A 16,054-nucleotide genomic window follows, 5' to 3' on the forward strand; every position below is an offset into this window, starting at 1 on the left:
TATTTTCTAAGCTGCTTCCTTATTCGTATCTTTGACCCTTGCATTAAGAGAGTACTTTCAATTGTAAAATCGTAAATAGTAAATAGAATTATGTTTTCTGGAATCGTAGAAGAATATGCTACTTTGGTAGCACTGGTGAAAGACCAGGAGAATATACACTTTACATTTAAGTGTTCGTTTGTGAATGAGTTGAAAATCGACCAGAGTATTTCTCACAATGGTGTATGCCTGACGGTAGTGACTCTGACGGATGATACGTATACGGTGACTGCCATGAAAGAAACATTGGAGCGTTCTAACCTCGGTTTGTTGAAAGTGGGGGATAAGGTGAACGTTGAACGTAGCATGATGATGAACGGTCGGTTGGACGGACATATCGTTCAGGGACATGTGGATCAGACTGCTACTTGTATCGATATTAAGGATGCGGAAGGCAGCTGGTATTTTACATTCCGATATGCGTTTGACAAGGAGATGGCGAAACGCGGATATATCACCGTGGATAAAGGTTCGGTGACTGTGAACGGTGTTAGCCTGACGGTATGTAATCCGACGGATGATACTTTCCAGGTGGCTATCATTCCTTATACATACGAGCATACGAACTTCCATACGTTTGAGATTGGCAGTGTGGTAAATATCGAATTCGATATTATCGGCAAGTATATCAGCCGGATGATTCAATATAAATAAGAAAATATAAATAAGTGACCGGAGGATTGGAAATGGCATATACTGATTTTCTTCAATTGGTGCAGGCTCGTCAAAGTGACCGTTCGTATGATAAGGAACGTCCGGTGGAGCCGGAAAAGTTGGAACGGGTACTTGAAGCTGCACGTTTGGCTCCTTCGGCCTGCAACGCACAACCTTGGAGGTTTGTGGTCATCACAGACAAGGAACTGGCTCAAAAAGCCGGGAAAGCTGCTGCTGGCTTGGGAATGAATAAGTTTGCCAAAGATGCTCCCGTGCATATTCTGGTTGTAGAAGAATCTGCTAATATAACCTCCCTGCTTGGCGGAAAGGTAAAAGGCAAGCATTTTCCGTTGATCGACATTGGAATAGTGGCTGCTCATATTTCTCTGGCAGCTGAAGCCGAAGGTTTGGGTTCTTGTATTCTGGGTTGGTTCGATGAAAAAGAGCTGAAACAGCTTGTCGGTATTCCTGCTTCGAAACGTTTATTGCTGGATATTGTCATTGGCTATCCGGCAAAGGAAAAACGTAAGAAGATAAGGAAGCCGAAAGAAAAGGTGATTTCATACAATCGTTATTGATTGAAAAATAATTATATTCTTAGCCCTTTAGGATAAGCATATAACAGAAAGCATCGTTGGTTTTAAAGGAAGGGGACGTTCCTTTTAAACCAACGATGCTTTCCTTTTAAAGGAACGACCTGTTTCTTTAAAACCAATAAATGGCTTTTTTAAGGTGTTGATAGTTAGCGTGTTATTGATGCCGCTTTTCCGGCGGCATCAATAATGCTATATTTATTTCTTTTTTGACAAATCTTTCAATAGGTAGTCTACTGCTGCTTTCAGTTGTGCATCTTCTCCTTTCAGGCTGGCTGCCGGTTCGTTATAAACTAGAATATCAGGTTGCAAGGTCTGATTTTCGAGATAGTTGCCTTGCATATCCATGCAACCCACCTGCGGGATACCGAATACAATAGACGGATCTATCTGGCGTTCCCACCACACGGCGGTCATCGTGCCTGCCACCGGGGCGCCTACCAGTTTACCAATGCCTAGAGTCTTATATACGTAAGGAGTGCCATGAGCATTGCTGTAATTGTCTTCGCAAGTTAGCATGCATGAGGCTTTCAGCCATTTGTTGAATGGATCGCTGCCGATATATTGTCCGCGTGGCACGAAACGTTGATATTCTTTTCCACTAAGTAAGGTGACTACATCATCGTGTAGCCATCCGCCGCCATTATGACGGGTATCTACCACTACGGCTTCTTTATTGCGATAACGGCCGAGCAGTTCGGAATAGATCTTGCGGAAGCTGGGGCTGTCCATACCTTTAATATGTACATAAGCAATGCGTCCGCCGGAAAGCTCTTCCACTTTCTTGGTGCAGCGCTCTACCCAACGTTTGTAAAGCAGCTCGCTTTGAGTTCCATAGCTGATTGCCTTTACTGTTTCTTCAAAACGTTTTTTAGTAGAAGGATCGTATACGGTAAGTACTACTTTGCGTCCGACTTTGCCTTCAAATAACGGGAAGTAATCAGCACCGGCTTCAATCGTTGTGCCGTCTACTTTTTCAATGATGCAACCTGCCTTCACTTCTGTCTTTTTCTGCGTGAAAGGACTTTGCTTCATGATTTCCTTGATCTTTAACCCGGCACCGTCGTATGACTCATCGTAAAAGACTCCCAGAGTAGCGGTAGGCATTGCGCTGCCTCCTGCTGCAAACCGGGCTCCGGTATGGGAACCATTCAATTCGCCAAGCAATTCACTCAACATTTCCGTGAAGTCATAATTGTTGCTGATGTGGGGCAAGAAGCGTTCGTATGCTTTTTTATATCCTTTCCAGTCCACTCCATGCAAGTCGGCAGTATAGAATTTGTCATTTACTTGTTGGCAAACGTGGTCGAAGATGTATGCGCGTTCATCATAAGGACGGTAATCGAAGAATGCTTCAAATTCTATCGGTGTAATTTTGCTACCGGCAATCTCTATTTTCTTCAATCGGCCGCCTGTGCACATAAAGATATTCTTTCCTTCTTTATCCGGTATGAGTGAGCCGCCGCCAACTCCTTTCAATAATATTTTAGTCGTATTTTCTTTCAGTTTATGCTCCCAAAGGTCGTAGTCTCCTTCAAAAGCTGCCAGGTAATAAAGAATATCACCTTTCGGACTCATGACAGCGTCACCCAGGCGGGAAGAATTTACAGTTAGACGGACGATGCGGTCAAAACGATTCTCCAAATCGAATGTAAGAGGCTTTATCTCTGTACTGTCTTTTTTCGCATTCTCATTCTGGTTCGTTTTCTTCTTACTGTCTTTAGTGTCTTCTTTCTTCTCTGCCTTTTCTTTCTTGTTTTTTTCTTTTTCTGCTTTCTCTGCCTTTTCCGCTTCTTCAAGTAAGGCAATATCTTCTTTGCTCATCAGGAAGCGGTTGTAGGCATCGACGTCGAAAAACATAATATAGGTGTCGTCTTCACTTCCCCAGCTACCATGGCTACGGTATCCGGCACGGTCACTGTTCCATATCATTGCTTTCCCGCCCAACACCCATTTGGCGTTGCTGTCGCTGTATCCGCTTTCGGTAAGATTGACCATTTCGCCTTTTCCGTCGGCTTTCAGCAAAACAACGTCTTTATTGTTCCAGCCTCCTATGCCAATGAAGTCTGATAGAATCCATTGGCTGTCGGGGCTCCATTGGAACCATTGGTCACCGTCGGCATAAGAATATTGATATTTGGCATCCATCACTGTGCGCACAGCCTTGTTTTTTAGATTGATGACACGGATAGCGGTACGGTTCTCGAGGAAAGCAACCTCTTTACCGTCAGGACTGAATTGTGGTTGGAAAGAAGCGACTTTGGAGTTTGTCAAACGTTCTTCTTTCAATTCTGTGGCATAGGTGAATTGTTTCTCCTCTTTGCGTACGATGGTGGAAGTGTAAAGCTGCCACAATCCATCGCGTTCTGAAGAGTAGACGAGTGTGCGTCCGTCGGGAGCGAAACTGATGTTACGTTCCTGATCGGGTGTGTTGGTAATTTGTTTGGTTGTTTTGTAGTCAATGGAGGTTACGTAAACATCACCGCGCATAATGAATGCGACCTCTTTTCCTTTGGGAGATACAGCGATGTCGGTAGCCCCGTTGGATTTGATTTGGCGGATAATATCTTTGTCATTCTTGTCTGCCAGGATACTTATATTTACCTTTTGGGGTTGTTTGCCCGGAGTAAGTGTATAAATTTCGCCGTCATAACCATAACAGAGTGTGCCGGTGGTTGAAATGCTTAGAAAACGTACGGGATGCTTTGTATGGAAAGTGATTTGTTGGGAAGTGGTGGTTCCGGGAGTACGTTGGAATATATTGAAGGAACCTTTCTCTTCACTTAGATAATAGAATGATTTACCATCAGGACTCCATACCGGTTCGCGGTCTTCACCTCCGAAAGTAGTTTGTTTTTGATAAACAGGTTTTTTCCCGGGAGTGTATGTCCAGATGTCACGGGCAATAGGGGATACCTGATGCTTGCGCCAATAGTCTTCGTATCCTTTCTTGTCCTGATAGAGCATCACTCCCTCCTTATTAATAGAGATGCACTCCATTGGCATGGATGAGAACATAGCGGGGCGTCCTCCCGTCACGGCTACCTCGTACACTTGCTGGAACTGGCCGGAAGGAAACCCGGCATCTTCGGCAGAGGGAGCAATGTTGGCTGTGAATAAAATGTGTTTGTTGTCTTTGTAGGCAACAGGTTTCTCACTGCCTGAATGAGTGGTCAGTCGCTGGGGTGCTCCTCCTTCACTGGATACGACGAAAACGTCGAGACTTCCCATGCGATCCGATGCAAAGGCAATTTGTTTACTGTCGGGACTCCATACCGGTTCCGTATCAAAAGCCGGATTGGTGGTGATTTGTGTGGCACGTCCGCCGGTTGACGGTACCGTGTAGATGTCTCCTTTGTAGGTAAATGCAATGGTGGTTCCGTCTGGAGAAAGAGCGCAGTGGCGCATCCATAAAGGAGATTCTTGTGCAATGCTTGTCCCTGCTAGACAGATGACAAATGCACTTAGCAGTAGCTTTTTCATTTTTTCTAATATTGTGTTAAGTTCATTCTCGCGATTTAAGGTTTGACTTTCCTACAAATCCTTCAGTAATACTTTACTTGCTTTTTTATAGTATTCTTCTCTGGATTCGGTCAGCACCTTCCATTCGTCGTTGAATTCTTCGTCTTTGTCTATTTTGAAATTCTCGGAGCCGTATGTGTCCAAACGGTCCAGCAGGACAGCCACATTCAGTTGATTGATATCCATTGAAGGCTGGTAACCGATTTCTTCGCTTTTTTCGTCGGTAACAACCTCGTGAATCAATTCTATTTCCTGTAACTGATAAAGTACCTGATTTGTCAGTCGGATGGGGATCTGATGCTCCTCCGATATTTCTGCAGCCGTATAGGGCGGTTCGTTCTTTTCGAATCGTTTGGCTATGAGTGACATAATCAGGATGGATATAAAATCCCGGTATCGTCTGCTGATGTTCCGGGTGTCCTGGTCAAAGCTAAAGCTGCGGATATTCTGTCCGGCATACGTCAGTTCGGCTCCAAACAAACAGATTGTCCAGGATATCTGCAACCAAAGCAGGAATAAGGGAAGTGCGGCAAAACTACCATAAATGGCATTGTACTTTGACACCCACAACTGGCTGTTGATGTACAGGAACTGAAAAGCCTGATAAGCAGACCCTGCCAGAATACCTGCAATGAGAGCGTGTTTGAATTTCACTTTCGTGTTCGGCATGAAGATGTACAGCCCGGTGAACATCAGCCATGTCAGGACAAAAGGAATAAGCCGTATCATGAATTTCATAACAGGAGCGAGCAGGACGAAATCATCCATCTGCTTGAGAATGGTGCTCATAAACAGAGAAAGTCCTCCGGATACCACGATCAGAATCGGCATCAGCAGGAACATGGAGAAATAGTCCGTAATCTTGCGATACATGGATCGTGCTTTTTTCACTTCCCAGATACGGTTGAAGGTGATTTCAATATTACTGACCAGATTGATAACCGTCCATAACAACATTACCAAACCAACTCCAATGAAAATACCTCCTTTGGTCTGTGAAAGATAGGAATTGACAAATGAGAGAATGGCCTCCGTTGTTTCTGTATTTCCTCCAAAACCGTTGCGGAACTGATGTTCCATCAGGTTGTCGAACCCGAAACCACGCGCTACGGCAAACAGGATGGCAAGTATCGGTACAATGGCAAGCAATGTGCTATAAGTAAGTGCAGAAGCTTTATTGGCCATCCGGTCTTTGGTAAACCGATTGATACAAAGATAGACGGTCTTTATAATATTGTAGAGTGAGAACTTGGTTCGGGTCACTTCGTCTTCCGTAATGCGCCAGATGTCATACGTAAGAAACTTCCATATATCGGTGATTTTCTTCTTCATAGTTCTTCGCTAATTACTAATTGCAAGCAACTAATTACTGATTACAACAGACTTGCTCGAACAGTCGATCCTCATCCATTAGTCATTTGTAATTAAATGGATAATTAAAAGAAAAAGCAGTCAGCCTATAAGCCGAGTTCTGTACCCATATAATTTCCAATTATTAATCTTTAATTATATCAGGTGCCTGTCATTTATCTGAGTGGCGTGTCACCACGACACTTTAGCGGTCTACCCTCCGACATGGAGCGAGCAACTCTCATAACGCCGGTTTACATGACCTTACAACTCCTAAGACGTACAGCCCGCATGTCGCCATGCGACTGGTGGGCTCTTACCCCACCTTCTCACCCTTACCTCTCCCCGAAAGGAGCGGCGGTTATTTTCTTCTACGTTACTCTACCCTCGCGGACAGCTTTCTGTTAGGAAGTAGGATGCTCTATGTTGCCCGGACTTTCCTCCTGCACGAAACATGCACGCGACAGACCGGCCAACTGCTTTAGACTGCAAAAATACGTCATTTATTTTGTTTTAGCCAAAGAAAGTATCACAAATAGAAATAATTTCTAACTTTGCTATCATTAAAATGGATTTTAATGAAGAAGAATATCCTCCTTTTCTATTGTTTCCTGGCGATGATGGCAGCTAGCCTGAAAGCACAGGAAATACGTCCCATGCCTGCCGATTCGGCTTATGGGGTAGTACATATTTCAGTTTGCAATTTGCGCGAGGAAGGCAAATTTACTTCCGGCATGAGTACGCAGGCATTGTTGGGAATGCCGGTCAAGGTGCTTCAGTATAACGGTTGGTACGAGATACAAACACCGGATGATTATACCGGATGGGTGCACCGGATGGTAATTACCCCCATGTCGAAAGAACGGTATGATGAATGGAATCGGGCAGAAAAGATAGTGGTTACCTCGCACTACGGATTTGCGTATGAGAAACCGGATGAGAGTTCCCAACCCGTATCCGATGTTGTTGCGGGCAATCGTTTGAAGTGGGAGGGGAGCAAAGGACATTTCTATCAAGTGTCTTATCCCGACGGACGGAAAGCATATCTTTCGAAATCCATTTCCCAACCGGAAGCGGAATGGCGAGCTTCACTGAAACAAGATGTTGAAAGTATCATTGAAACAGCTTACTCGATGATGGGAATTCCTTATCTATGGGCAGGAACCTCTTCCAAGGGAGTGGATTGTAGCGGACTGGTACGGACCGTACTTTTTATGCATGACATTATTATCCCGAGAGATGCCTCTCAACAGGCCTATGTGGGCGAACATATCGATATTGCTCCTGACTTCTCTAATGTCAAACGGGGAGATCTGGTGTTTTTCGGCCGGAAAGCGACTGCGGAACGTAAAGAAGGTATTTCTCACGTCGGCATTTACCTCGGAAACAAGCAGTTTATCCACGCATTGGGAGATGTGCACGTCAGCAGCATGAATCCTTCGGATCAAAACTATGATGAATTCAACACGAAGCGTTTACTTTTTGCTGTCCGTTTCTTACCTTATATAAATAAGGAGAAAGGAATGAATACCACAAATAAGAACCCCTTTTATCAATAAAAGAATGCAGAACAGGAGAGATTTTTTGAAAACGGCAGCTTTGGCTGCTTTCAGTTCGGGGTTAGTAGCCCGTCAGGCACTAGCCGGAGAATCGTTGCTTTCTACCATTCATATAAATAAGCTCGGTTTGGGAGGGAAGATGAAAATGACTTTTTTCCCTTATGAATTGAAGTTGAGGCACGTGTTTACAGTTGCCACTTATTCGCGTACAACAACTCCCGATGTGCAGGTAGAAATAGAATATGAAGGCGTGACGGGATATGGAGAAGCCTCTATGCCTCCTTATTTGGGAGAAACAGTAGAGTCTGTGATGAATTTCCTTGGGAAAGTGAATCTGGAACAGTTTAGTGATCCTTTTCAGCTAGATGACATTTTGTCATACGTTGACAGCCTCTCGCCAAAGGATACGGCAGCGAAAGCTGCGGTAGATATCGCCCTTCATGATCTGGTAGGGAAACTATTAGGCGCTCCCTGGTATAAGATATGGGGATTGAACAAAGAAAAGACACCTTCCACTACCTTTACGATAGGCATCGATGCGCCGGATGTAGTGCGGGCGAAAACAAAAGAGTGTGCCGATCAGTTTAATATATTAAAGGTGAAACTGGGACGGGACAATGATAAGGAGATGATTGAAACCATTCGTTCGGTAACAGACCTTCCGATAGCGATAGATGCCAATCAAGGATGGGCAGACCGCCAATACGCGCTCGATATGATTCATTGGCTGAAAGAAAAAGGCGTTGTGATGATAGAACAGCCCATGCCTAAGGAGAAGCTAGAGGATATTGCCTGGATAACACAACAGAGCCCGCTACCGATATTTGCGGATGAATCCTTGCAGCGTCTGGGAGATGTAGCCGCTTTAAAAGGCGCTTTCACGGGAATCAATATAAAGCTGATGAAGTGTACCGGTATGCGTGAAGCATGGAAGATGGTGACATTGGCTCATGCACTCGGCATGCGTGTCATGGTGGGCTGTATGACAGAGACTTCCTGTGCTATTTCTGCAGCTTCACAGTTCTCGCCATTAGTGGATTTTGCCGACCTGGATGGCAACCTGCTTATCTCTAATGATCGCTTTAAAGGGGTGGAAGTGGTGAAAGGAAAGATCACTCTGAATGACTTACCTGGAATCGGTGTCATGAAAATCTGACTTTACTGAATGAATGTCAGAGTGTTAAAGCCATCTGACATACAACGAATGTAAATTTGTCAGGTGTTGTCGTTAACCGCTGTTAAGCTCCAAATATTCTCTGTTAAAAGTGGACAAAAAAGAGTGACAAGTAGAATAAGTGAACGATATTTGTTATTATTTTAACGTCGTAAAAGTTAAAACAATGTCGAATATTAACAATTTAAAGAATTATAAATCATGAAACAGACAACAAAGAACATTCTGGGAGTAGGAGCAATCATTCTTCTTAGCTCAGGAGTTGCAGGATTGACAACTTACAAATTGTTGCAATCTAACGAATCTGCAAAAGAAACATCTTTTAATGAGATGTTCAAGCAGAATCCCAATGTCAAATTGGCTGCTTTTGACGCTGTGAACGCTCAACCTGTTGATTTGACACAGGCTGCCGAGAATTCACTTCATGCTGTCGTACATATAAGGTCTACTCAAGAAGCTAAAACAAGAACTGTTCAGCAAGCGCCGGACATTTTCGATTTCTTTTTTGGTGATGGACGCGGACAGCAACGTCAGGTACAGTCTCAACCTCGTGTAGGTTTTGGTTCGGGAGTAATCATCTCGAAGGATGGATATATCGTAACGAATAATCATGTGATTGAAGGTGCGGATGAAATCAGTGTGAAACTGAATGATAACCGTGAATTTAAAGGACGCGTGATTGGCACTGACCCCAGCACCGACCTTGCGCTGGTGAAAATTGAGGGTGATGATTTCCCGACTATTCCGGTGGGAGATTCCGAAGCGTTGAAAGTAGGAGAGTGGGTATTGGCAGTAGGTAACCCGTTCAATTTGAACTCTACTGTAACTGCCGGCATCGTAAGTGCAAAAGCCCGTTCTCTGGGAGTATATAATGGTGGTATAGAATCATTCATCCAGACGGATGCTGCCATCAACCAGGGTAACAGTGGTGGTGCACTGGTAAATGCCAAAGGTGAATTGGTTGGTATCAATTCAGTGCTTTCTTCTCCGACAGGTGCTTATGCAGGATACGGTTTTGCTATCCCGACCAGCATTATGACGAAAGTAATTGCCGACTTGAAACAATATGGAACAGTACAACGTGCATTGCTCGGTATTCGTGGTGGCTCTATCGGTAGCAGTTTGATGGACGACCGTCAACCGATTGACAAATCCGGTAAGACATTGGCAGATAAAGCTAAAGAACTGGGTGTTGTAGAAGGAGTATGGGTTTCTGAAATCGTAGAGAATGGTTCTGCTGCCGGAGCTGATATCAAAGTCGATGACGTAATTATCGGTGTGGATAATAAGAAAGTATCCAATATGGCTGACTTGCAGGAAGCACTTGCTAAACATCGTCCGGGTGATAAGGTGAAAGTAAAACTGATGCGCGATAAGAAGGAAAAGACCGTTGAAGTAACGTTGAAGAACGAGCAAGGTACTACCAAGATCGTGAAGGATGCAGGCATGGAAATCCTGGGAGCTGCTTTCAAAGAGTTGCCGGATGACTTGAAGAAGCAATTGAATCTAGGTTACGGTCTGCAAGTGACAGGAGTTTCTTCCGGTAAGATGTCAGATGCAGGAGTTCGTAAAGGCTTCATTATCCTGAAAGCTAATGACCAGCCGATGCGCAAAGTCAGCGATCTGGAAGAAGTAATGAAAGCTGCTGTTAAGTCTCCGAACCAGGTATTATTCCTGACCGGTGTGTTCCCATCAGGTAAACGCGGATATTTCGCTGTCGATCTGACTCAAGAGTAATATATAAAAATAAGGTAAGAAGATTGCAGGATAAGCTAATGAAATAGAAAAAGGATGCCGCCAATCAACTTGTCGGCATCTCTTTTTGTTTTATTAGATGAAAAATATAGTGTAAAAGTTACTTAATTTTGTATGTTAACAAATTATTTGTCGTAACTTTGCACTCCAAATCTGTTTTTAAAGAATGAGACAACTAAAGATTACCAAAAGTATCACTAACAGAGAGAGCGCTTCTCTTGATAAGTATTTGCAGGAAATCGGCCGTGAAGACCTGATTACTGTTGAGGAAGAAGTGGAACTCGCTCAACGCATTCGTAAGGGTGACCGTGTAGCATTGGAAAAATTGACACGTGCCAATCTTCGTTTCGTCGTATCTGTGGCTAAACAGTACCAGAACCAAGGTTTGAGTTTGCCTGACTTGATTAATGAAGGCAATTTAGGACTGATTAAGGCTGCCGAGAAATTTGATGAAACACGTGGATTTAAGTTCATTAGCTACGCTGTATGGTGGATTCGCCAGTCTATTCTGCAAGCATTGGCAGAGCAGTCGCGTATTGTTCGTCTCCCGTTGAATCAGGTAGGTTCGCTGAATAAGATCAGCAAAGCCTTCTCGAAGTTTGAACAGGAAAACGAGCGGCGTCCGTCTCCCGAGGAGTTGGCAGACGAACTGGAAATTCCGGTTGATAAAATCTCTGATACGCTGAAGGTATCCGGCCGTCATATTTCGGTGGATGCGCCTTTTGTGGAAGGGGAGGATAACAGCCTGTTGGATGTGTTGGTTAACGATGATTCGCCAATGGCGGACCGCTCTCTGGTTAATGAGTCTCTTGCGAGGGAAATTGATAGAGCTCTTTCTACGTTAACCGATAGAGAAAAAGAAATCATTCAGATGTTTTTCGGTATCGGACAGCAAGAAATGACATTGGAAGAAATCGGCGATAAATTTGGCCTCACACGTGAGCGCGTTCGTCAGATTAAAGAAAAAGCAATTAGAAGACTTAGACAAAGTAATCGTAGTAAATTGCTCAAATCTTACTTGGGATAAGTAAGGAATATCAGTTTCTGAAAGAAAAAAGAATTTGAGTCGCATAAGTCGCACTTTTCATATAGAAGAATGTACTTATGCGACTTTTTACATAAGCCCCATTCTATAATTCAATCTTATACTATGTGAGTTTTATGAAAAAGTCAGTTTTAATATCATTGGTTCTTATTGCTTTGGGAGCAGGGATGGTGGCGTATGCAAGATGTGCGGCATCCTCTTCTGATTCGGTGCCTGTTAAAGTAGAGCAGCGTTTGCGGGAAAAAGCACAGGCAGGAAAGGCTTATTGTGATAAGAACGGATATAATACGAATTATTGCTTTCTGGTAGATTTCAGTATTCATTCTGGTAAAAGGCGTTTCTTTGTATGGGATTTCAAAGGAGATTCCGTGAAGTATGCCAGTCTCTGTGCTCATGGATATGGGAAAAATAGCACTGTGTCCAAGCCTGTATTCAGCAATGTGGAAGGTAGTTATTGCTCTTCTTTGGGGAAATACAAGGTGGGTATCCGGTCGTATAGCAAGTGGGGAATCAATATTCATTATAAATTACATGGATTGGAAGCGACGAATGATAATGCTTTCAAGCGGTATATCGTGTTGCATTCTTATACTCCGTTGCCGGAAACAGAGGTGTATCCTTTGCATCTTCCGTTAGGAATCAGTCAAGGGTGTCCTGTAATATCCGATGAAGTGATGAGGAAAGTTGACGGGTTGCTCAAAGCGGAAAAGAAACCAGTCCTGCTATGGGTCTATGACTAAGAAATGCTATTTATTTGAGATAAATAGAGGTAATCTCCTCTTTTTTGTTACCTTTGCAAGGTTAAAAATTATATGATATGAAATACGTAAAAATACTATTTGCAATTGCACTTGTGTTTACCATGTGCTCTGCTTTTTCCTTGAAAAAAGACCATTCTAAACCGGTTTATGCTTTTGGAATTTCTGCTTCATTTACGGATACGGTAGTCTATTTCACGGATATTCAGATATTAGATAGTGCGAAGGTTAGCAAAGAAGGGTTCTTGGCTCATCGTGAATTATATAGTTATCAGTTGAAAAATTATCTGGAGGATAACCAACTGCAGCAGAATAGTACATGTATGATTTACTTCTCGGAAAACAGAAAGAAGTTGGAAAAAGAAGCAACGAAGATTCTGAATAAATATAAGAAGAATAATAGAATGACGGTATCGCGGATTGATTCAGATAAATTCCGCTTTACGAAACCGGAAGAATAATAAGCAATAGTTAAATTGTTAATATAATAAGAGATGCAGCTTTGCATCTCTTATTTTTTTATCTTTGCCTCGTAATAAACTTGAAATCTAATGAAAAAGATAAAAATATTCTCCTTGTTTGTGTGTTTGGCTATGCTGGTAATCGCTTGTCATAATGACGATGATGAAAGAGGAGTCCAGATGCGTACAGTTCTTGTTTATATAGCAGGTGACAATTCTCTTCGCAGCTTTGCCACAGAGGATTTGGCGGAAATGACAGAGGGAATGCAGTCTGTAGATGATAACTCTTATAACCTACTCGTATACATTGATACCGGATCAAGTCCTAAACTAATTCGATTGAAGAAGGATAAAAAGAAGAATGTCGTACAGGAGGAGCTAATCGCTACGTATGAAGGACGAAACTCTGTAGATGTCTCTAAGATGAAGGAGGTTATCAACACGGCATTTTCTGAATATCCGGCACAGAGTTATGGGTTGGTTTTGTGGTCTCATGGAGAAGGATGGTTGGCAAAATCGCAGAATAAAACCCGTTGGTGGGGACAGGATGGTGGTTCAAATTACATGGATATTTCCGAGTTAAAAGATGTTCTGCGTAATGCGCCTCATTTGAGTTTTCTTCTTTTCGATGCATGCTTTATGCAATCTGTTGAGGTGGTCTATGAATTGAAGGAACATGCGGATTACATAATAGGCTCTCCGACAGAGATACCCGCACCGGGTGCTCCATATCAGAAAGTAGTTCCGGCTATGTTTGCCAATAATGCATCGGCTACGGACATAGCAAAGGCATATTTTGAATTTTATGCAGATGAAAATCTTTATACTGGCAAATTGCCATATAATTGGGGCTTAGGTGATCCCTGGACGGCAGGAGTCTCTGTTTCTGTAGTGAACACTTCCATGTTGGAACAACTGGCTAAAAGCAGTAGTGAGATTATTCTGAAATATATTAAGGGCAGACAAGCGATAGCCACATCGGGCATACTCTGTTATGATTGTCGGTCCAGTAAGTATTATTATGATTTTGATGGATTAATACGTTCTTTAGGTAGTGAGACTAGCGAATATGAGGCTTGGAAAGCTGCTTATGATGCTGCTGTGGTTTATTGGAAGACTACTCCTAATAATTACTCCAGTTATGGCGGTAGTTTCTCGATGAATGGCTCTGCAGGACTTTCTACTTATATATTTCGTCAGTCGTATGAAGAGGAGATAAATCCTTTTTATCGTCAGTCGATACAATGGTACTCCGCTGCCGGATGGGATGAGACAGGCTGGTGATAATTACCATTTCAATATTCTTTAGAAGATAGGATTCTAACTTTTTGTGAAGATAGTGTGAAGAATAAGCAATCCTTATATAAGTGGTTATATGAGACGTATGAGAACGATTTGTTTTCATACGGCATTGCTTTTGGCATTAGTAAAGAACTTTTAGAAGATGCCATTCACGATGTTTTTTTGCATTTATATGAGCGTGAGCACAAACTTTGGGAAAGTCAGAATATGAAGTTCTATCTGTTGAACTGTTTGAAGAACCGGATTCGGACCATTAAGAAAAAAGAAATGAATACCGAATTTCTGGAAGAAGGTTCTGATAACTATAGTTTCCTTATTGAAGTGAACGGCTTTGAACTCATAGATGAAGAAAAAGAAAGAGCCGCTATGCAAAAACAGCTGAAAAAGATGCTGGATAGCCTTACAGACCGGCAACGGGAGGCTGTATATCTTCGTTATACCCAAGGACTTAGCTATGAGGAAATCGGGAAATTGATGGGAATACAACCTAAAGCAGCACAGAAATTAGTGTATCGGGCTATCGAACAAATGCGTAAAATTCAGCCTCAAATTATTTATTTTTTCCTTTTCGGTTATTTTCTTTAATTTTCGTGGGGGTATTTTTGTTCTTTGCGTGTTTTTAAAGTGAAACCGTAAAAAGAACGAGTATGCATTCAGATCGAATACCCGAATCGACAAAACAATGGCTACAAAATGAAGACTTCATATTGTGGTGTCTGGCTCCTACCCAGGAATCGGAAGAATGGTGGGTTAATTATCAAAAAGAGCATCCCGAAGATCAAGCATCCCTACAGGAGGCCCGCAAAATCATATTATCTGCCCGGCTGAATCCGGTTCAGCGCTTACCCGAAGAATCAGAAAGATTGTGGGCACGTATAGAGACAAGCATGGAGCGTCGTGATAAGAGACATCGTTTTATCTTATTTACCCGTTATGCTGCCGCCTGTGTACTAATATTAGGTATTGTTTCTTTCTGGTTGATTCATTCTTTTCAGACGTCCGGAACTGCTGATGATCTGCTTGTCAATGTGAAAGCAGATACTCTGTATCAGAAAGTAATGCTGATAAGAGATGATGCGGAAGCGATTCAGATAGAGAATAATGCCGTCATTACTTATGATAGCAATATTACTATTCAATCCGATGGTAAGGAAACAGAGATAATCAAAGAGGGAGCGGTTCAACCCGGAAAACAAAATACACTGATAGTTCCTTATGGTAGCCATTCATCCATTGTATTGGCAGACGGATCGAAAGTATGGATTAATTCCGGAAGTAAATTACGTTTCCCTTCCTCTTTTGGTCCGGGCGAACGCAGGATAAAAGTAGAAGGAGAGATTTATATAGAAGTTGCCAAAGATACTTCCCGGCCTTTTTATGTAGAGACACCCCAACTGACAGTTAATGTATTGGGAACAAAGTTTAATGTGTCTGCCTATGCTGATGATGCATTGCAATCCGTGGTGTTGGTAGAAGGAAAAGTAAATGTAAAAGCAAACTCCAATGAAGATTTTGTCCTTTTGCCTAATCAGCGTTTTAAGTTGAGTGATGGGATATCCGGCATCGACGAAGTTAATGCTTACGATTATATTTCATGGAAAGATGGCGTACTTCAGTTCCGGGGTGAGACAATGAAAGATATTATCCAACGGCTAAGTCGCTACTATAATGTATCTATCACATGTACGCCGGAAGTTGCGCAAAAGTGTACAATGGGAAAACTTATCTTATTTGATGATATAGAACAAGTCATGAAAACCTTCTCGTTGCTGTACGATGTCCAGTGTACAATTGAAGCGGGAAGTATAAAAATCGAGTAATAACCCTAAAAATTTAATGCCT

The 16,054-nt window shown here is 42.6% G+C and carries 13 protein-coding genes and 1 other RNA gene; 11 read left to right on the forward strand and 3 right to left on the reverse strand.

What is annotated here, in order from left to right:
* The first annotated feature begins 90 nt into the window (after positions 1–90).
* Together HMPREF9010_RS02030 and HMPREF9010_RS02025 are read left to right on the forward strand one after the other, a co-directional pair.
* Positions 91–693 carry a riboflavin synthase gene (locus HMPREF9010_RS02030; protein WP_004303876.1) on the forward strand — a complete coding sequence of 201 codons (603 nt, stop codon included), beginning with the start codon at positions 91–93 and terminating at the stop codon, positions 691–693.
* A gap of 32 nt (positions 694–725) precedes the next feature.
* Positions 726–1,271 carry a nitroreductase family protein gene (locus HMPREF9010_RS02025; RefSeq protein ID WP_032843709.1) on the forward strand — a complete coding sequence of 182 codons (546 nt, stop codon included), beginning with the start codon at positions 726–728 and terminating at the stop codon, positions 1,269–1,271.
* 213 nt (positions 1,272–1,484) lie between these two features.
* On the opposite strand, the gene HMPREF9010_RS02020 is transcribed toward HMPREF9010_RS02025, so the two are convergent.
* The 3 genes from HMPREF9010_RS02020 to rnpB all read right to left on the reverse strand — a co-directional run bounded on the left by HMPREF9010_RS02020 (position 1,485) and on the right by rnpB (position 6,638).
* Positions 1,485–4,769 carry a S41 family peptidase gene (locus HMPREF9010_RS02020; RefSeq protein WP_008651518.1) on the reverse strand — a complete coding sequence of 1,095 codons (3,285 nt, stop codon included), beginning with the start codon at positions 4,767–4,769 and terminating at the stop codon, positions 1,485–1,487.
* Positions 4,770–4,820: 51 nt separating this feature from the next.
* Positions 4,821–6,140 carry a YihY/virulence factor BrkB family protein gene (locus HMPREF9010_RS02015; protein WP_004296663.1) on the reverse strand — a complete coding sequence of 440 codons (1,320 nt, stop codon included), beginning with the start codon at positions 6,138–6,140 and terminating at the stop codon, positions 4,821–4,823.
* 112 nt (positions 6,141–6,252) lie between these two features.
* Positions 6,253–6,638, reverse strand: an RNA gene (gene rnpB / locus HMPREF9010_RS25050) — RNase P RNA component class A.
* Positions 6,639–6,736: 98 nt separating this feature from the next.
* Between rnpB and HMPREF9010_RS02010 the strand changes: the two genes are divergently transcribed.
* The 9 genes from HMPREF9010_RS02010 to HMPREF9010_RS01970 all read left to right on the forward strand — a co-directional run bounded on the left by HMPREF9010_RS02010 (position 6,737) and on the right by HMPREF9010_RS01970 (position 16,032).
* Complete coding sequence (locus HMPREF9010_RS02010) at positions 6,737–7,717, forward strand: NlpC/P60 family protein (protein WP_008651519.1); 981 nt, start codon at positions 6,737–6,739, stop codon at positions 7,715–7,717.
* Positions 7,718–7,721: 4 nt separating this feature from the next.
* Complete coding sequence (locus tag HMPREF9010_RS02005) at positions 7,722–8,873, forward strand: dipeptide epimerase (protein WP_008651520.1); 1,152 nt, start codon at positions 7,722–7,724, stop codon at positions 8,871–8,873.
* Between the two features lie 219 nt (positions 8,874–9,092).
* Positions 9,093–10,628, forward strand: coding sequence for a trypsin-like peptidase domain-containing protein (locus HMPREF9010_RS02000; protein ID WP_004296667.1), 1,536 nt, complete (start codon positions 9,093–9,095; stop codon positions 10,626–10,628).
* Between the two features lie 184 nt (positions 10,629–10,812).
* Positions 10,813–11,673: an RNA polymerase sigma factor RpoD/SigA gene (locus HMPREF9010_RS01995; RefSeq protein WP_002561589.1), complete on the forward strand. Its 861-nt coding sequence runs from the start codon at positions 10,813–10,815 to the stop codon at positions 11,671–11,673.
* A 134-nt stretch (positions 11,674–11,807) separates the two neighbouring features.
* Positions 11,808–12,431: a murein L,D-transpeptidase catalytic domain-containing protein gene (locus HMPREF9010_RS01990; RefSeq protein WP_008651521.1), complete on the forward strand. Its 624-nt coding sequence runs from the start codon at positions 11,808–11,810 to the stop codon at positions 12,429–12,431.
* A gap of 77 nt (positions 12,432–12,508) precedes the next feature.
* Positions 12,509–12,910 carry a hypothetical protein gene (locus tag HMPREF9010_RS01985; protein WP_004310274.1) on the forward strand — a complete coding sequence of 134 codons (402 nt, stop codon included), beginning with the start codon at positions 12,509–12,511 and terminating at the stop codon, positions 12,908–12,910.
* A gap of 90 nt (positions 12,911–13,000) precedes the next feature.
* A complete protein-coding gene (locus tag HMPREF9010_RS01980) occupies positions 13,001–14,194 on the forward strand; it encodes a clostripain-related cysteine peptidase (protein WP_004310275.1) in 1,194 nt (397 codons plus the stop codon).
* A 57-nt stretch (positions 14,195–14,251) separates the two neighbouring features.
* Positions 14,252–14,797, forward strand: coding sequence for an RNA polymerase sigma factor (locus HMPREF9010_RS01975; RefSeq protein ID WP_004296671.1), 546 nt, complete (start codon positions 14,252–14,254; stop codon positions 14,795–14,797).
* 62 nt (positions 14,798–14,859) lie between these two features.
* Positions 14,860–16,032 (forward strand): FecR family protein, encoded by a 1,173-nt coding sequence (locus tag HMPREF9010_RS01970; RefSeq protein WP_004310276.1) that lies wholly within the window; start codon positions 14,860–14,862, stop codon positions 16,030–16,032.
* Positions 16,033–16,054 lie beyond the last annotated feature (22 nt).

The sequence above is a fragment of the Bacteroides sp. 3_1_23 genome (assembly GCF_000162555.1).
Lineage (GTDB): Bacteria > Bacteroidota > Bacteroidia > Bacteroidales > Bacteroidaceae > Bacteroides > Bacteroides ovatus.